The sequence below is a fragment of the Pristimantibacillus sp. PTI5 genome, assembly GCF_048572955.1.
Lineage (GTDB): Bacteria > Bacillota > Bacilli > Paenibacillales > Paenibacillaceae > Pristimantibacillus.
The window spans coordinates 2,692,880-2,709,966 of sequence record NZ_CP183886.1 but is presented as its reverse complement, the minus strand read 5'-3'; the positions used below and the strand labels follow the sequence as shown (position 1 = coordinate 2,709,966).

At 45.2% G+C, this 17,087-nt stretch carries 18 protein-coding genes and 1 pseudogene; all 19 read left to right on the top strand.

Annotation, left to right across the window (positions count from 1 at the left end):
• The first annotated feature begins 296 nt into the window (after positions 1-296).
• The 19 genes and pseudogenes from ACN6MW_RS12150 (at position 297) to atpD (ending at position 17,068) form a co-directional block, all read left to right on the top strand.
• On the top strand, positions 297-4,433 hold the full coding sequence (locus ACN6MW_RS12150) for a hypothetical protein (protein ID WP_419875629.1): 4,137 nt from the start codon (positions 297-299) through the stop codon (positions 4,431-4,433).
• A gap of 12 nt (positions 4,434-4,445) precedes the next feature.
• The gene (locus ACN6MW_RS12145) at positions 4,446-4,919 is read left to right on the top strand and encodes a hypothetical protein (RefSeq protein ID WP_419875628.1); all 474 of its coding nucleotides are present in this window, start codon (positions 4,446-4,448) and stop codon (positions 4,917-4,919) included.
• A gap of 278 nt (positions 4,920-5,197) precedes the next feature.
• The gene (locus ACN6MW_RS12140) at positions 5,198-6,013 is read left to right on the top strand and encodes a peptidoglycan-binding domain-containing protein (protein WP_419875627.1); all 816 of its coding nucleotides are present in this window, start codon (positions 5,198-5,200) and stop codon (positions 6,011-6,013) included.
• The gene (locus ACN6MW_RS12135) at positions 5,964-6,341 is read left to right on the top strand and encodes a hypothetical protein (protein WP_419875626.1); all 378 of its coding nucleotides are present in this window, start codon (positions 5,964-5,966) and stop codon (positions 6,339-6,341) included. Before ACN6MW_RS12140 ends, ACN6MW_RS12135 begins: the two co-directional genes overlap by 50 nt.
• Before the next feature lie 16 nt (positions 6,342-6,357).
• Positions 6,358-6,843, top strand: a complete 486-nt coding sequence (locus tag ACN6MW_RS12130; protein WP_419875625.1) for a hypothetical protein — start codon at positions 6,358-6,360, stop codon at positions 6,841-6,843.
• 362 nt (positions 6,844-7,205) lie between these two features.
• Positions 7,206-7,352 carry a hypothetical protein gene (locus tag ACN6MW_RS12125; protein WP_419875624.1) on the top strand — a complete coding sequence of 49 codons (147 nt, stop codon included), beginning with the start codon at positions 7,206-7,208 and terminating at the stop codon, positions 7,350-7,352.
• Between the two features lie 9 nt (positions 7,353-7,361).
• A complete protein-coding gene (locus ACN6MW_RS12120) occupies positions 7,362-7,835 on the top strand; it encodes a hypothetical protein (protein WP_419875623.1) in 474 nt (157 codons plus the stop codon).
• A gap of 87 nt (positions 7,836-7,922) precedes the next feature.
• Positions 7,923-8,105, top strand: a pseudogene (locus ACN6MW_RS12115) (transposase); the annotation flags it as partial.
• A 133-nt stretch (positions 8,106-8,238) separates the two neighbouring features.
• On the top strand, positions 8,239-8,868 hold the full coding sequence (gene upp, locus ACN6MW_RS12110) for a uracil phosphoribosyltransferase (RefSeq protein WP_364151839.1): 630 nt from the start codon (positions 8,239-8,241) through the stop codon (positions 8,866-8,868).
• Positions 8,869-8,906: 38 nt separating this feature from the next.
• The gene (wecB, locus tag ACN6MW_RS12105; protein WP_364151837.1) at positions 8,907-10,055 is read left to right on the top strand and encodes a non-hydrolyzing UDP-N-acetylglucosamine 2-epimerase; all 1,149 of its coding nucleotides are present in this window, start codon (positions 8,907-8,909) and stop codon (positions 10,053-10,055) included.
• Between the two features lie 190 nt (positions 10,056-10,245).
• Entirely contained in the window at positions 10,246-10,479 is a 234-nt protein-coding gene (locus tag ACN6MW_RS12100; RefSeq protein WP_308995260.1) for an AtpZ/AtpI family protein, read from the top strand.
• A complete protein-coding gene (locus ACN6MW_RS12095) occupies positions 10,472-10,840 on the top strand; it encodes an ATP synthase subunit I (protein WP_308995259.1) in 369 nt (122 codons plus the stop codon). Before ACN6MW_RS12100 ends, ACN6MW_RS12095 begins: the two co-directional genes overlap by 8 nt.
• A gap of 22 nt (positions 10,841-10,862) precedes the next feature.
• On the top strand, positions 10,863-11,621 hold the full coding sequence (gene atpB, locus ACN6MW_RS12090; RefSeq protein ID WP_364151832.1) for a F0F1 ATP synthase subunit A: 759 nt from the start codon (positions 10,863-10,865) through the stop codon (positions 11,619-11,621).
• Positions 11,622-11,708: 87 nt separating this feature from the next.
• Positions 11,709-11,924 carry a F0F1 ATP synthase subunit C gene (gene atpE / locus ACN6MW_RS12085; protein WP_053373757.1) on the top strand — a complete coding sequence of 72 codons (216 nt, stop codon included), beginning with the start codon at positions 11,709-11,711 and terminating at the stop codon, positions 11,922-11,924.
• An 85-nt stretch (positions 11,925-12,009) separates the two neighbouring features.
• Positions 12,010-12,492: a F0F1 ATP synthase subunit B gene (atpF, locus tag ACN6MW_RS12080; protein ID WP_364151829.1), complete on the top strand. Its 483-nt coding sequence runs from the start codon at positions 12,010-12,012 to the stop codon at positions 12,490-12,492.
• Positions 12,489-13,028, top strand: a complete 540-nt coding sequence (locus ACN6MW_RS12075; protein ID WP_419875622.1) for a F0F1 ATP synthase subunit delta — start codon at positions 12,489-12,491, stop codon at positions 13,026-13,028. The genes atpF and ACN6MW_RS12075 overlap by 4 nt, the downstream gene beginning before the upstream one ends.
• A gap of 25 nt (positions 13,029-13,053) precedes the next feature.
• Positions 13,054-14,568 carry a F0F1 ATP synthase subunit alpha gene (atpA, locus tag ACN6MW_RS12070; protein WP_419875621.1) on the top strand — a complete coding sequence of 505 codons (1,515 nt, stop codon included), beginning with the start codon at positions 13,054-13,056 and terminating at the stop codon, positions 14,566-14,568.
• Positions 14,569-14,724: 156 nt separating this feature from the next.
• The gene (atpG, locus tag ACN6MW_RS12065; protein ID WP_364151825.1) at positions 14,725-15,585 is read left to right on the top strand and encodes an ATP synthase F1 subunit gamma; all 861 of its coding nucleotides are present in this window, start codon (positions 14,725-14,727) and stop codon (positions 15,583-15,585) included.
• A gap of 79 nt (positions 15,586-15,664) precedes the next feature.
• Complete coding sequence (gene atpD, locus ACN6MW_RS12060; RefSeq protein WP_419875620.1) at positions 15,665-17,068, top strand: F0F1 ATP synthase subunit beta; 1,404 nt, start codon at positions 15,665-15,667, stop codon at positions 17,066-17,068.
• Positions 17,069-17,087 lie beyond the last annotated feature (19 nt).

The following is a 17,087-nucleotide window of genomic DNA, read 5'->3' as shown; positions in this document are numbered from 1 at the left end:
GAGTTGGAGCTAAAACTGCACGAGGAAGTGAAGCCGGAGATGAATGCAAGCGGCTTGAAGCAAAAACTCAATAAAGACACAGAAGCAAACCAGTTGTCGGCTGGTTTGCTTTTTTTTGTTTCGGTTTTTTGAATGCGAAGCGAGTTCGGCAGTCTTTTATTGTATGGGTACCTGTTGTAATTCGACAAAATCCAACAACGTACAACAAAGTCTCTTAATGAAACAATTGGAAAACTGGTGTATCTTAAAAATATTAGTATTTTATGTAATAATTTATCAGAAAAGGAGCTGTATGAATGGCAGTAAGCATACCTAAAGCTACAAGTTCGGCAGCAAAATCTTCAGTAAGCAGTTCTTCCGTAAGTAAAGCGGTACCGTCAGCTGCAGCAGCTGGAAAGGCAGCGACCACTGCCGCAGCAACGAAGACAGTTACACCGGCAGCGCCAGCCTCAACACCGAAACCGACTGCACAAGCGACGGCGGCAGCTAATCAGCAAATTTTACAAGCAAAAGAAGAATATCAGGCAGCTTTAGAACGGGGAGACCGTGCTGCGATGGATGCAGCCCGTACTAAAGCGGATGCGCTTCGCACGCAAGGCGGGACAATCGGGGCTGACAAAACATTAGAGCAAGCTCGTGCTATCGTATCAACCCCTTCACCAGTACCGGCTCCCGCTAGCACCATTACCACATATAACGCACAAGGACAAAAAAGTTCGGGTGCTCCAAGTCAACAGGAACTAAACAGATCTTTAGAGAAGGCAAAACAAGAGTGGTGGGATGCAAAGTTTAAAGGTGATCAGACAGCGATGGATAATGCTGCGAAGCAAGGACAGAAATTGCGGGCCGATGGGGCTCAAGAGACAGATGCAATACGCAAATTGGATGCTGAAAACACGGTTAAGCTGCAAACGGAGAAACAAAATTCACTTAATAAGGATTTAGAAAATTCTAAGCAGCTTTGGTGGGAAGCGCGTCTCAAGAATGACAAAGCAGGAATGGACGCAGCTTCCTCAAAAGGGGATAGCTTAAGGTTAGCGGGTGCCCAGGACACGGAAGCAACTGCAAAGCTCGATGCCGAATATTTGATTAAGCTGAAAGCTATTCAGGAAACCAATAAGCAACTTGAGCAGAAAAAAATGAATGATCAGCTCGTTGCTGTGAAAGAAAAATGGTGGATAGCGAGGCTGCATGACCTATCGCAAGATATGACGTCTGCTCAAACAAAAGGACAAGCCCTAAGAGATAAAGGAGCAATAGACACCGAACAATCCCGCGCTATTGATGAAAAATACAGCTTATTGCTTCAAGACAAGCTATCCAATGAAAGGAAGCTGCTGGAAGAGAAGAAAAAGTGGTGGGATGCGAAGATTAATCTGAGTACAACCGGAATGGATGCAGCCAAAAAAGCAGCGGATAACCTGCGAGGGAAAGCATACGTAAATGACCATACGGCCGAAATGGTTAATTTGGAAAAGCAAAATCAAGAATTTCTAAATGCGAAAGTCAGCTATTATTCAAACATCATGGACATGAGCGCTACAGATAGACAAAAGGCTCTAGACGCAATGAAGACAGCGACAGCCCATGGTGCAAGCCTTAACGTTAACACTAGCTACCGGTTGGATGAAGTTAATAATAAGATTATCGAGTACCGAAAGGACTATTGGCGGGAACGAGCGAATTACGACATTGGAGCGAATCAAGTACGCGCAAAAGAAAATGCGTATCGCAATCAATTCGGCGATCTTTCCAGCTTACTCATTACGGACGGCAAGTATAAGCTCGATTCGGTTGCGAATGACATCATTTATAAGACAGAAGTCAGATGGAACGAGTATGCCAATTACACGCAAAAAGAACTGTCTAATCTTAAAGATAACGACAAAGCGATTCAAGATAGCATTCGCCAAATGAACAATGCAGTGGGAACTGTATTTACTAAAACGAAGCTTGATGTTGTGAATGAACAAATTATCGGATTACGCAAGCAGTACTGGAACGCAGTTGATCAGTATAAGGATACGGCGGCGATAGACACCCAGCTTAAAAAGGTTTTGAAAGATAACAGCCAAATGGGCGGATTGCTCATAGACTCCAAGCAGGAAAGCGTGAATCGGGAGTATCGGGCTAATCGAGATGCGCTGAATAAATCCCTTACTGCCGGTAATCATGACCAATCGATTCATTTTATTCGTTTTATGCAGCAAATTACCGAGCAATCAGGCAGTGATTTAACCATACGCCGTTCTGGTGCAGTTTCTCAGCAATCGGTCGATAATTTGATGGTTCATATCAAATCGCAAGAGTGGGATAACCTGGTTAATCTTCGGAGTGACGAAGGCAATCGGCTGGCGAAGGCAAAGACGGCCGTGAGAAATAACCTGCTGGCCAATATCGATAGTGCAGCCATTAAGGAATTGGACAAAATGAACTTTGTTATTCTTTCAGCGAAAAGAGATTATTGGCAAGGGGTTTCCAGTCTTTCGACATCGGCCATGGAGCAGGCCAAGAACACCCTGACTAGCGCAGCGAACAGCAAATATTCCAGTTTATCAGCGTCATTAGATACGGCCTATGACCGGCTTTTTCGCGATGGCATAGAAATCAACCTGCTGGAGTGGAGCGGCGAAGGAAATACGAGCAAAGAGAGCGAATTAACAAAAAAGCGGGAAGCGTGGACGAAGTCCGTCAATGCTGCCAGCAGCCTAACGAATAGCTTTATGGGAGCCATAGGGCAATCTTTTACGATTAAACATCTTGACGCAGGAACTGGGCTTGATCAAACGCTTCGAACGATTTATCAAAATAAGGGAGCGCAATGGGAAAATGTAGCGCGGTACGGGACAGAAATTGAGCCGCTTAACACCAGTATTGCTGCCAATATGCGATCAATTCAAAATGTCCTCGACATTGCTAATAAGCAGACGGCCAAGGATTTGACGCTTCCTGCATTTGCCCTTGATCAGGCGAATGATCGAGTTTTGAAAGACCGCACTGAAATCATGAAAGCGATCGAGAATGGAGAGCGTGGACGCGCGCAGGCACTGTTTAATCAAGGATTAAGCAGACAAAGCGAAGGGGCAACGCTTAGAATATGGGAGCTTGTACCGGATTTGAATGCAGTGAATTGGAACAGAATGTCCGAAGAAGAGGCCATGAAATTCAAAATCGATTACACAATCGAATATGTAAATAGTAAATTTACAGCGAAAGAAATCAAGGACTTACAAACCAATCTTGCAAAGATGAAGATCTATGAGGGCCCCATTACTGGCAAGTATGACAAACAGACCTATGCAGCGGTATATGGTTATCATATGCTATTAGAGAATGATGCTCGGGCAACGATATGGAAAAATGATGGTGTTGATTTAGGCAAAGAAGGAGTAGTTACAAAGGATCTTATAAAGTTTGCAATAGGAGATGTTGGGTTAGACCGAAAGAATACGAATAAATATGAAATAAACAGTAATAACCTGGTCAAAGCAGTGACTATCTTCGGTATTGGGGACGGAATGGTATCACAATTGGCAGAAGACGGGGTAGACTTTCTTAATGCGGCCGTTCAGATGAATCCAACGAATCTATCATTTTGGACGAAGACTCTTCCAGAAGCTTGGTCACTTGCGAAAGGAATCGCCACCGGAGAGATAACTCCTAAAGAACTGTTCGGCGAGTTGAAAGACAGCTTGAAGCAGGAGTTTATAGATCCCTTTACCTACATAAAGAACCATCAAAATGTAATGAATGGGAATTCGACGTACGAAGAGGCGCGTGAATTTGGCAAAAACCTCATGAGGGCCGTTGAGGTTGTCGCGGCCGCAGTATCCTTGGGAGCAGCAGGCGTTGCCAAGCTGGCATCGAAGATGCCAAAGCTGGTGGGAGGAATTAAGGAGCTTATAAAGGACTCTCCAAATAAAGTAAATGAGCTTGAGGAGAGGGTTGTTGGTAAGGGGCTTGCAGCATCTGTACTAAAGTTTGAAGATGAAATTAGATTTAAGACAGTAGAACATGGTCAATTCTTTAAGAAAAACGGTGACAAGATTGGAGACACCATTGTTGGTACTGAAAAGAAAATTGATCTCAGTAATTATAAGCACTTAGCCAAAGATGCTATATTTACTCACAATCATCCTACAAACGGACCTTTCAGTTTGGAGGATATAGTTACGGCAGTAGATTTTGATATGGCTGAAATAAGAGCGGTTTCTCCAAATGGTTCAACATTAAGTATGAAAAGAGGCTCTGAAGGCTGGAAGGTCTCTAGTGAAGAATTAAAAGACGTAATGCGCGAGGCACAAAATGAAGTGAGAAATGACCCGCGCGCACAAGAAATGTTGAAATCCGGGAATAATCTAGCTGTATGGGATATGTTATTTACGAATTTATCAAATAAAATTGGTGGAGAATTTAGTACAATTAGAAAGTGAGAGTGATAATCTATGAATAGAGATTTTCTTTATAGTAAGCCAATTATTCCAGGGATTATTGACGATACCCCTGTGGATTTAGAATCTTGGTTTTTTGATAACTCGTGGGAATTAATGAAGAAAAAGTTCAAAGTAATCCCATTAGATGAATTAATCCAAGAAATAGTGGAAATATTTGGAGGGGGGGATCCGGATTATCAGAGTTTATTCGGTCTATTCGGTTCAGGTTTACTCAAAGACAGTAGTGATTGGAAAACTGTATATCGTGTGCGAGAGATTGACCGCGCAAATAATGATATTAAAATGATTGAAATGCATGTGGATAATGAAAGCTTAAGTATAACTAACTTTTGTATATTTTTAGAAAATATGAAATTAATTCAAACAGTAAAGAATAGGATACCTGATCAGAAAAAGATTCGGGATTTAACCAATGGACTAGAAATTTCAGCAGGGGAAAGCATTATTACTGTTATGTCAGTTTAAGAGTTTTTTACTGCAAAGAACTTATAATAGTAAAATTTCGTGGTAATTTTCAGAAGAATCCCACGAGTTGCGAATAATATTTAAAGCTTAAACCTAGAGCACTTTGACGATGCCTTAATTGGTTGTTCAAGTGCTCTTTACTTTTGAGCGGGGTGAAACCGTCAAATATAATATTGAAAAACGAAAACTGCTCGAAACGATTCGAGACTTTCACATAAGAGAAGTCCATTAACAGGTTTGACCCATAGAATACCGCTACAAGGGTTTCTTCAATCCGCTTGTACGCACACAAATGCTCTACAGAATATGTAAATAGTAAATTTACAGCGAAAGAAATCAAGGAATTACAAACCAATCTCGTAAAGATGAAGATCTATGAGGGCCCCATTACTGGCAAGTATGATAAACAGACCTATGCAGCGGTATATGGTTACCATATGCTATTGGAGAATGATGGTCGGGCAGCTATATGGAAAAATGAAGGTGTCGATTTAGGCAAAGAAGGAGTAGTTACAAAGGATCTAATAAAGTTTGCAGTAGGAGATGTTGGATTAGACCGAAAGAATACGAATAAATATGAAATAAACAGTAATAACCTGGTCAAAGCAGTGACTATCTTCGGTATTGGGGACGGAATGGTATCACAATTGGCAGAAGACGGGGTAGACTTTCTTAATGCGGCCGTTCAGATGAATCCAACGAATCTATCATTTTGGACGAAGACTCTTCCAGAAGCTTGGTCACTTGCGAAAGGAATCGCCACCGGAGAGATAACTCCTAAAGAACTGTTCGGCGAGTTGAAAGACAGCTTGAAGCAGGAGTTTATAGATCCCTTTACCTACATAAAGAACCATCAAAATGTAATGAATGGGAACTCGACGTACGAAGAGGCGCGTGAATTTGGCAAAAACCTCATGAGGGCCGTTGAGGTTGTTGCGGCCGCAGTATCCTTGGGAGCAGCAGGCGTTGCCAAGCTGGCATCGAAGATGCCAAAGCTGGTGGGAGGAATTAAGGAGCTTATTGACAGAAGAACAGGTCTTAAAGATGAAGAAGCATCTGTTCTTAGATACGCACAAGCTGTCAGTAGGTGGTAAACCATACGAGGATTTATATTTTCAAGCTGACCCAGAGATTGCGTATGCTTGGCAGAAGGCTCAGAAGAGCGAACTGACACAGAAGGAGAAAGATTGGTTTAGGAATTTAGCAAATCATGAGATCAAAGAGCAAGAATTAATGGATGGAGGTATGCCTTTGAGGGATCGTTCTACATGGAATCCAGAAACAGAGGTATTCGATGTTAACCCTTCTAAAAATGCACATGATAAAGCTAATCTTACTGATCGAAATCCGACTGATCCATTCCCAGGATATGATTCGGGATCTGATTTTATTAAACATATGGATGATGAAATCGACTATTAAAGTTTGAGGTGAAGAAATGTACTTGGACAAGGCTTTGCAAAGAATAAATGGTATAAATTGGGATGTAGTTGGGTCAAATCTGTCACAGTCAGATACTCATCTAGGCTATGAGTTTTTGAGAAGATTAGCTCAATTCTTTAAAGAACAATCACAAAAGCCAGTACCGCCTTTATATGCAAATATAGCAAAGTTATTAGGTGATGAAGAAGAAATAGTTATTTCGGATTATTGCAATAAGGAAGCAACTGAATTTCTAGATGAAAAAAAATATGTTGGCAAAGTATTTGGATACTATTTACAACTTGCGAAATATACTGATAAAAATCCTGATGCACAAATATACTTAGATGTATATGACCCACTAATTAGAATCATTGAAAGAGGTGGTCTATTTATTCTTAAACATCTAGAATTGGACATAGTCAATGTTGCCAATTTCCCCTTAAACGGATGGTATGAAAGGTTTGTAGTGAAGGAAGCTATCGATATTGAAAATATGTAAGAAGATAGGGCTACCCAATGCAGAATGAATCTGTTTCTCGACCAACAACAAAGTTAACCCGTGTAATACCCATATTAAGATTTCACCATTTTGTTTGTACACACATCAAATGCTTTAATTCTGTAACCTAAATAAAGCTATTACGATATGCGAAGCAGGTCGATTATGGTCAGATACTACCATGATTGACCTGTTTTTTGCTATGTTCGCTTTCTCATAGGATTTTGAAAATGCAACAGGATTTTGAGACAGCAGTTGGATTCGATGTGGCGTAGATAAGAGCTGTATCACCAAATGGCACGACTCTGAGTATGAAGAGAGGTGCTCAAGGGTGAAAAGTGAGAGCAGAGGATATACGGGTGTTGTATAGTAATACTCAAAAAGAACTAGCTAATGATCCTGATGTAAAAGCTTTATATAACTCTGGGAAGCGTGATGAAGTTTGGGACATCTTATCTAAAAGAGTAGCGGATAAAATGGGTGGAAAATATACAGCAGTTAGAAAGTAGGGGACATGTGTGAATAGAGATTTTTTATACGAAAAACCAAGAGCTATCGGATTTATTGATGATACTGTCGAGGATAATGATTCGTGGTTTCAAGACAATCCATGGAGTATCTTACAAGACAAAATTCAAAACAGCACCTTGGTCGAGACTGTTAACGAAGTTGTAGCAATTTTTGAAGAGGGAGCGCCAAACTACAGGTTGGTATTTGGGCTATTCGGTTCTGGTTTAGTCGCGGAGAGTGGAGAATCTAAGACTATCCATCGATTGAAAATCATGGAGTGCATCAATAATAATATAACTAATAGTGAAATGCATGTGAACAATGATAGTATTTTAATCGAAAAATTTTGTTTATGCCTTAGTATGAATGACATAACGCCATCCTTTACTGTGTTCGTAGAAGAATTGGGATTTTGCCAAAAGGATAATAGTTGGGAACGCAAAGCCGGGAGTAGTATTATATGTATAGTTGCTTTACAGTGAATTGAGGCTACCCAGTGCTGAATGAACCCATCCTTTAACCAATAACATACTTAACCCACGTAATGCCCGTATAAAAATTACGTCAACATTCATCATGCCAAACTGCTGCAATCGTTTTTGGAAGAGATGAAAGGCCGACTCGAATTGGTTTTCCTACCTCCTTACAACCCGCAACTCAACCTTGTTGAAAGACTGTGGAAATGGCTGAAGTCCGATGTGATTAACAATGTGTTCTATCACACCATTGCCGAAATCCGCAACAATGTTCAAAACACAAGATGCATCCGCTTGTTTACAATGCTATAATATACGGGATTGTGTCAGGGCTTGCAACGATTAGTACAACGACAACAACAACGACGACAACAACAATAACAACAATGTACGGGAGGAATACCGCTCCATGAGCAAACTAATCATTTGCGACCATCCGTTAATTCAGCATAAGCTGACTTTTATTCGGAATAAAGAAACGAATACGAAAGATTTTCGGGAATTGGTTGATGAAGTCGCAACATTAATGTCATACGAAATTACGAGAGAAATTCCGCTTGATACGATCAAGGTACAAACGCCGGTGGCCGAGACGGACGCTAAAGTCGTATCGGGAAGAATGCTTGGCCTCGTCCCTATTTTGCGTGCCGGACTTGGCATGGTAGACGGCATCTTGAAGCTGATTCCATCAGCGAAGGTAGGCCATATCGGTCTTGCCCGCGATCACGAGACGCTTCAGCCAAAGGAATATTATATTAATCTGCCGACGGATGCGCCGAATCGCATGCTTATCGTCATTGATCCGATGCTGGCAACCGGCGGCTCGGCTATTGCGGCTATCAGCTCGCTGAAAAACCATAAATGTGATCAAATCAAACTAATGTGTCTGATCGCTGCCCCGGAAGGCGTGAAAGCCGTACAGGAAGCGCACCCGGATGTTGATATCTACATCGCTGCTTTGGATGAGCGCCTCAATGAAAAAGGCTACATTGTCCCTGGTCTAGGCGATGCCGGAGACCGCATGTTTGGAACAAATTAGTTGTAATCGACATGAAACGATAATAGGAGTGAAAGATTTTGTCTAAACTGAAGGTAATGACCATTTTCGGAACGCGTCCGGAAGCCGTCAAGATGGCGCCGCTCGTGCTGGAACTGCAAAAGCGCGAAGACGAAATCGAATCGATCGTATGCGTGACCGCTCAGCATCGCCAGATGCTGGACCAGGTTCTCGATTTTTTCGAAATCCATCCGAATTACGATTTGAATGTCATGAAGGATCGCCAGACGCTGACAGAAACGACAGTCCGCGTATTGGAAGGACTGGATCCCGTGCTCACGGAAGCCAAGCCTGACATCGTGCTCGTTCATGGGGATACGCAGACGACGTTCCTTGCGAGCTATGCCTCGTTTCTGAAGCAAATACAAGTGGGACACGTAGAAGCGGGGCTTCGTACGTGGAACAAACTATCTCCGTACCCGGAGGAAATGAATCGGCAGCTTGCCGGCGTGCTATCTGATGTGCACTTTGCACCGACGGAATGGTCGGCGAACAATTTGCGCAAAGAGAACAAGTCGGATGCTGCCATTTATGTGACTGGCAACACGGCGACCGACGTATTTCAATATACGGTGGACGAGTCCTTCTCGCATCCCGTGATCGATTGGGCGAAAGGGAAACGAATGATTCTTATGACGGCCCATCGCCGCGAAGCGCTTGGCGAGCCGCATCGGAACATTTTCCGCGCGGTAAAACGGATTGCGGATGAGCATGAGGATGTCGTCGTCGTATATGCGGTGCATCCAAACCCGGCTGTAAGAGAGCCTGCCAATGAAATATTGGGCGATCATCCCCGCATTCGGCTGATTGAACCGCTTGATGTGTTTGAATTCCACAATTTTTACCCGCATGCCCACATGATCATGACGGATTCGGGCGGCTTGCAAGAGGAGGCACCATCCTTCGGAGTGCCGACGCTTGTGCTTCGCGATACGACGGAACGTCCGGAAGGCATCGAGGCAGGCACTCTGGAGCTTGTAGGAACGGATGAGGAGCAGGTATACAGTCGTGCGCATGCACTTTTGACCGATTCCCAGCTGTACGCTCGCATGAGCCAGGCAGCCAACCCTTACGGCGACGGACGGGCTTCGGAACGTATCGTAGACGCGATATTGCATCATTTTGGCAGGTTGAAGGATCGTCCGGATTCGTTCACACAACGTTCATAGATTGCGATAAGGCAATGGCTTGAGTGGCGAATGTACAGCATACAGTAGTACTGTACGGTTTTCTAGGGTCATAATACCTTATGTATCAAGGGTTTTGGACGTTCTGTTCACCAAAAGTTTGCAGTTAATTCAATTGACAAACGTGTCACGGCTTGGATAAAATAAATGAGGATTGACAGGGGTATGAGCCATGAATAAAAAGGACAGAAGGGACAATCCGCTGTTTGCCGCCGGACTCGTTGGCGCACTCGGAGTGCAAGTCGCTGTATGTATCTTTTTAGGCTATTGGATCGGCTCGTCGCTCGGGAACCGCTTTGGGGATCCGAAGGCATGGTCGCTCGGTGGCATACTGGTCGGTCTGGCTGTCGGACTACTCTCAGCCATTCTGCTCGTTAAGAAGGTTATGGAGGAAGCCGATGGATAAAATAATGAAGACAGCAATACGTACGCTTGTTTATGCAATGGCGGTATGCCTAATTGTATGGGCGTTCCTTCCGGAATGGCGTACGGTGTCTCTCGGCCTTCTTGTGGGATTGGCAGCAAGTTCCATGAATGCGTTTTTACTTAGACGCAGAGTAGAAATGGTCACCCTAGGAGCAGCAGGGGTCGGACCGCGCAAGAGAGGTCTTGGTCTTGGAAACCGCATCGCAACTGTGTTGTTGGTTGCCATGATCGCCTATCGTTTTCCGGAGGACCTGAACATGCCGGCAGCTTTAGCTGGCTGTATGGTCATGCCGTTTGTTCTATTGGTAGCAGCGTATATCCACAATAAACGACAATCTTAGCGGAAAGGGGTGAAAATTTTAGATGCATGAATTTCCCATATGGCAGCTCGGGCCGCTTCAAATCGACATTTCGAGCTTCATTGCCATTACGGTTTCAGTTATTGTAACGTTTTTGATCGCGAAGCTGGCTGTTCGCAACCTTTCTGTGGACAACCCTTCAAAGTTCCAAAACTTTTTGGAATGGGTTGTCGATTTCGTACACAACTTTATCTCTAGCACGATGCCTTTAAATCGTGTAAAGCCTTTCTTGTCTTTAGGGATGACGCTCATTATGTTTATCTTCATCTCCAACTTGCTCGGATTGCCTTTCGGTATCGTGACTGAAACTCATCATGCTTACGAATCATTCGGTATCACGGAGGAGCTGTTGGAAGATAAAGGCGGACATGTCGAAATCGCTTGGTGGAAATCGCCAACTGCTGATATCTCGGTAACGGCAGGTCTAGCGCTAATCGTATTCGTGATCGTCCATTTCCTTGGTTTGAGATTGAATACGAAGCACTATCTGAAGCATTACTTCCATCCGTTTCCGGTTTTCTTCCCTGTTAACGTGATCGAGACGATCTCTAAGCCGGTAACGCTGGCGCTGCGGTTGTTCGCGAACATTTACGCGGGCGAGGTGCTTATCGCAACGATCTTGATGATGGGATGGGTGGGAACGCCTTTTCTTGTCGCATGGCAGGGCTTCAGTCTTTTCGTCGGCGGTATCCAAGCTTTCTTGTTTACGATCCTTACGATGGTGTATATCTCGCAAGCAGCTATCCACGATGAAGAACATTAATATCCGCTTTATGCCTCGGAGTGATTTTTAAGGACTGAGGTTGGCTATACAAACTAAAAACAACAATATTCGAGGAGGATTTTAAAAATGGAATTATTAGCAGCAGCTTTGGCAGTAGGTTTGGGCGCAGTTGGCGCGGGCGTAGGTAACGGTATGATCGTTAGTAAAACAGTTGAAGGTATCGCTCGTCAGCCTGAACTTCAAGGTAAATTGCAAACAACAATGTTTATCGGTGTAGGTATCGTCGAAGTTGTGCCTATCATCGGCGTAGTAATCGGTTTCTTGGCTTTCTTCCAAGCATAATAACTGATATTGGCGGGGAAGGCCTTAGCCCTCTTCGCCTTCGTTATGATTAAGACAATATTGCGTTGAGAAAGGAGTCGCTTCTATGTCATGGCATTGGGAATCAACAGTATATGCGATCATTGCCTTCGGGATATTATATTGGTTGCTAAGTAAATATGCATTCGGCCCGTTGTTCGGTGTAATGGAGAAGCGCAGACAGCTTGTGCTTGAACAAATGAACACAGCTGAAAGCAGCCGTAAAGCAGCCGAGCTGCAAATGGAAGAGCAGAAGATTGCACTCCAGCAAGCTCGCAAGGAAGCTTACGAAATTATTGAACAATCGAGAACGACAAGTTCGAAGCAGGCGGAAGAAATCGTTCAAACCGCGAAATCGGAAGCAACTCGTCTGAAAGACGATGCCCTCAAAGATATCGAAAGCGAGAAAAACAAAGCAATTGCAGCCCTTCGTACTGAGGTTGGCGGCATTTCCGTGAAAATCGCGTCGAAAATTATTGAGAAGCAAGTAGATGAGAAATCGCAAGAACAGCTGGTTGGTCAATATTTGAAAGAAGTTGGAAATAAATGAGCCGCGATGCAGCCGTAGCGAAGCGCTACGCTAAAGCATTGTTCGAGGTTGCTGAGAAGCAGCAGGTTGTTTCGGAGGTAGAGGAGCAGCTTAAGCTGGTCGTGCAAGCTCTCGAGCAAGACGCTGACGTTCAAAAGTTCCTATCTCTTCCGAGCATTGATCCGGCAAGCAAGATTGCCGTTCTCAAAACAGCGTTCGGCGATCGCGTATCCGCGCTTGTGATCAATACGCTGGAAATTCTTATAACCCGCAGACGCCAAGACGTCATTGCCGATGTATATGCGGCATACACGAAGGTTGCGGGAGAGTCGCTTGGTCAAGCGCATGCAACGGTTTATACCGCACATGCTTTGTCCGATGAAGAGCTTGCCGGAGTAGCGGCACAGTTCGGACAAATAACCGGCAAAACTATTATTGCACAGCAAATCGTAGAACCAGCTTTGCTTGGAGGCGTACAAGTACGCATCGGCGACCGCCTATATGACGGCAGCTTGTCCGGCAAACTGGAACGTTTACAAAAATCGTTTAAAATCTAATGCACTGTAGATAGGGGTGAACGAATTGAGTATCAGACCTGATGAAATCAGCACGCTGATTAAACAACAGATCGAACAATATAAATCCGAAATTCAAGTCGTAGACGTCGGCACCGTAATCAATGTCGGTGACGGTATCGCCCGCGTACACGGTTTGGAAAATGCGATGCAGGGCGAATTGCTCGAATTCTCCAACGGTGTTGTCGGTATGGCTTTGAACTTGGAAGAAAGCAATGTCGGTGTCGTTATCCTTGGACCGTACACGGATATCCGTGAAGGCGATCAAGTAAAACGTACTGGCCGTATTATGGAAGTACCTGTCGGCGAAGAGCTTCTTGGCCGCGTAGTAAACCCGCTTGGTCAGCCGCTTGACGGCAAAGGACCAATCAACACGACTCAATTCCGTGCGATTGAATCTCCGGCACCAGGCGTTATCGACCGTAAATCGGTTCATGAGCCAATGCAAACGGGAATTAAAGCAATCGACGCAATGGTACCGGTAGGCCGCGGACAACGTGAGCTTATCATCGGTGACCGTCAAACAGGTAAAACAGCGATTGCAATCGATGCAATCATTAACCAAAAAGGCAACGGCGTTAAATGTATTTACGTAGCTGTCGGCCAAAAACAATCCACTGTTGCAAACGTAGTTGAAACTCTTCGCCGCCACGGCGCTCTTGAGTACACAATCGTCGTAACGGCTGGCGCTTCCGAGCCTGCTCCATTGCTCTTCCTAGCTCCTTACGCGGGCTGCACAATGGGCGAGTACTTCATGTACAAAGGCGAGCACGTTCTTGTTATCTATGATGATCTATCGAAACAAGCAGCAGCTTACCGTGAGCTTTCACTCTTGCTTCGCCGTCCACCGGGTCGTGAAGCATACCCAGGGGATGTATTCTACCTTCACTCCCGTTTGCTTGAGCGCGCAGCTAAGCTTAGCGACGCTAGAGGCGGCGGTTCAATGACGGCACTGCCATTCATTGAGACGCAGGCATCAGACGTATCGGCATACATTCCTACGAATGTTATCTCGATTACAGACGGTCAAATCTTCCTTGAAGCAGATCTGTTCTACTCGGGTCAACGCCCAGCGGTTAACGTTGGTATCTCCGTATCCCGTGTAGGTGGTTCCGCTCAAATTAAAGCCATGAAAAAAGTAGCTGGTACGCTCCGTCTGGATCTTGCGGCTTACCGCGAGCTTCAAGCGTTCTCGCAATTCGGCTCTGATCTTGATAAATCTACACTAGCTCGCCTTAACCGCGGTGCTCGTACAATGGAAATTCTGAAACAAGACGTTAACCAGCCAATGCCGGTTGAGAAGCAAGTTATCTCAATCTACTCTGCGGTTAAAGGCCACTTGGATGAAATTCCAGTATCGGATATTCTTCGCTTTGAGAAAGAGTTCCACGCGTACTTGGATTCGAACAGCCCGGAAATCGGCCAATCGATCCGCGATACGAAGGACATCGTTGCTGACAACGAGAAAGCTCTTGTTGATGCGATCAATAAATTCAAGAAAAGCTTTGCTGTATCAGTATAATCTAGCGTAAACAGCTGTCGCCACGTTTGTGGCGAAGCTTGTGCTGCGCTGTGAAATAGAAGTCAACGCCCGTTCATATGTCCGGGCTTAGACTGCTTACTCCACCAACACCAGGCTTTGGAGCAGGTCCAAAGCAACAAAGGCGGGTGAAACCAAATGGCAAAAGGTATGCGCGATATTAAGCGCGAGATCAAGAGTAAACAAAATACGAAGCAGATTACGAAAGCGATGGAGATGGTTGCCGCTTCCCGCCTAAGAAAAGCACAGGAAGCCGCGCAAGCAGCGCGTCCATACGCCGAGAAGCTGAAGGAAGTTGTAGCGAGCATCGCTGCCGGCACTAGAGATGTGAAACATCCTATGCTGGAGACACGTCCGGTGAAGAAAACGGGTTATCTCGTTATTACTTCGGACCGTGGTCTTGCAGGCGGCTACAATGCGAATATTCTTCGTAAAGTAACGCAAACGATTCGTGAGAACCATAAGTCAAGCGATGAGTACGTGTTGTTCGTTATCGGACGGAAGGGCCGCGATTATTTCCGCCGCCGCAATATGCCAATCGTTGAGGAAGTGACTGGCTTGCCAGACGCTCCTTCATTCGCTGACATTAAATCGGTTGCGTATTCCGCGGTACAGAAGTTTTCCGAAGGCGCGTATGACGAGCTTTATCTTTACTACAATGAATTCGTAAATGCGATTACTCAAGTACCGACAGCATTGCGTTTGCTGCCGCTTGAAGAAGTGGGCGGAAATGCAGCTGTTACATCGTATGAATACGAGCCATCACCAGAAGGCGTACTTGAAGTGCTGCTGCCTAAATACGCGGAAACGCTCATTTACAGCGCGGTACTAGACGGTAAAGCGAGTGAGTTCGGCGCACGTATGACTGCCATGGGAAGCGCAACGAAAAATGCGACGAAGATCATCAACCAATTGACGCTCACTTACAATAGAGCGCGTCAAGCGGCAATTACCCAGGAAATTTCCGAAATCGTTGCAGGGGCAAATGCCCAATCTTAATATAGGCACTGCAAGGGACCGGACGCTTGCGATAAGCTGATCGGCTTGCAGTAACAAGAAGGAACCAGGAGGGAAAACCATGAAAAAAGGACATGTTGTATCCGTCATGGGTCCGGTCGTAGACTTAGAGTTCGAACGCGGCAATTTGCCGGAAATTTTGAACGCTGTCAAAATCGAGCAAAAGGGCGAAGCAGGCGGCATTGATATTAACTTGACGCTTGAAGTAGCCGTTCACCTCGGTGACAATAAGGTACGTGCCGTAGCTATGAGTACGACAGACGGTCTTGTACGCGGTATGATCGCAGTAGATACAGGCGCAGCAATCACCATTCCGGTTGGCGCACCGACACTTGGCCGTGTATTTAACGTACTTGGTCAACCAATCGACGAAGCGGGCGATGTTACATCGTCAATTAACCTTCCGATTCACCGCGAAGCGCCTGCTTTTGACCAGCTTTCCACGCAAGCGGAAATTCTTGAGACAGGCATTAAAGTAATCGATCTTCTCGCACCATACGCAAAAGGCGGTAAAATCGGCCTCTTCGGCGGCGCGGGCGTAGGTAAAACGGTTACGATCCAAGAGCTTATCAATAACATCGCGCAAGAGCACGGCGGTATCTCCGTATTCGCGGGTGTAGGTGAGCGTACTCGTGAAGGTAATGACCTTTACCACGAGATGAAAGACTCCGGCGTACTAAGCAAAACAGCGATGGTATTCGGACAAATGAACGAGCCGCCAGGCGCACGTCAACGCGTTGCTTTGACTGGTCTGACAATGGCTGAATATTTCCGTGACGAAGAAGGAAAAGACGTACTATTGTTCGTCGATAACATCTTCCGTTTCACGCAAGCAGGCTCCGAGGTTTCGGCCCTTCTAGGCCGTATGCCTTCCGCGGTAGGTTACCAGCCAACGCTGGCAACTGAAATGGGTCAGCTGCAAGAGCGTATCACGTCTACGAAAAAAGGTTCGGTTACTTCGATCCAAGCGATCTACGTACCTGCCGATGACTACACGGATCCGGCTCCTGCAACGACGTTTGCCCACTTGGACGCTACGACAAACTTGGAGCGTAAAATCTCCGAGATGGGTATCTTCCCAGCGGTTGATCCGCTCGCGTCGTCTTCGCGTATCCTAAGCCCATCTGTTTTGGGTGAAGAGCATTACAACGTAGCTCAAGGCGTTAAGAAGATTCTTCAACGCTACAAAGAGCTTCAAGATATTATCGCAATCCTAGGTATGGACGAGCTTAGCGAAGAAGATAAATTGACCGTGTCTCGCGCACGTAAAATTCAACTCTTCCTATCTCAGCCGTTCCACGTTGCTGAACCGTTCACAGGCATTAAAGGTAAATATGTTCCTGTTAAAGAATCCGTTCGCAGCTTCAAAGAAATTCTCGATGGCAAACATGACGACCTTCCGGAAGAATCCTTCCGATATGTTGGTGTGATTGAAGAAGCCGTGGAGAAAGCCAAAACGCTTTAATAGCGAAGGGCGGGAGGAA

Excerpts from the sequence above, each read along its gene's own strand:
- ACN6MW_RS12150 (WP_419875629.1), top strand. The coding sequence starts at position 297 with ATGGCAGTAAGCATACCTAAAGCTACAAGTTCGGCAGCAAAATCTTCA.
- ACN6MW_RS12145 (WP_419875628.1), top strand. The coding sequence starts at position 4,446 with ATGAATAGAGATTTTCTTTATAGTAAGCCAATTATTCCAGGGATTATT.
- ACN6MW_RS12135 (WP_419875626.1), top strand. The coding sequence starts at position 5,964 with ATGAAGAAGCATCTGTTCTTAGATACGCACAAGCTGTCAGTAGGTGGT.
- ACN6MW_RS12130 (WP_419875625.1), top strand. The coding sequence starts at position 6,358 with ATGTACTTGGACAAGGCTTTGCAAAGAATAAATGGTATAAATTGGGAT.
- upp (WP_364151839.1), top strand. The coding sequence starts at position 8,239 with ATGAGCAAACTAATCATTTGCGACCATCCGTTAATTCAGCATAAGCTG.
- ACN6MW_RS12100 (WP_308995260.1), top strand. The coding sequence starts at position 10,246 with ATGAATAAAAAGGACAGAAGGGACAATCCGCTGTTTGCCGCCGGACTC.
- ACN6MW_RS12095 (WP_308995259.1), top strand. The coding sequence starts at position 10,472 with ATGGATAAAATAATGAAGACAGCAATACGTACGCTTGTTTATGCAATG.
- atpB (WP_364151832.1), top strand. The coding sequence starts at position 10,863 with ATGCATGAATTTCCCATATGGCAGCTCGGGCCGCTTCAAATCGACATT.
- atpE (WP_053373757.1), top strand. The coding sequence starts at position 11,709 with ATGGAATTATTAGCAGCAGCTTTGGCAGTAGGTTTGGGCGCAGTTGGC.
- atpF (WP_364151829.1), top strand. The coding sequence starts at position 12,010 with ATGTCATGGCATTGGGAATCAACAGTATATGCGATCATTGCCTTCGGG.
- ACN6MW_RS12075 (WP_419875622.1), top strand. The coding sequence starts at position 12,489 with ATGAGCCGCGATGCAGCCGTAGCGAAGCGCTACGCTAAAGCATTGTTC.
- atpG (WP_364151825.1), top strand. The coding sequence starts at position 14,725 with ATGGCAAAAGGTATGCGCGATATTAAGCGCGAGATCAAGAGTAAACAA.
- atpD (WP_419875620.1), top strand. The coding sequence starts at position 15,665 with ATGAAAAAAGGACATGTTGTATCCGTCATGGGTCCGGTCGTAGACTTA.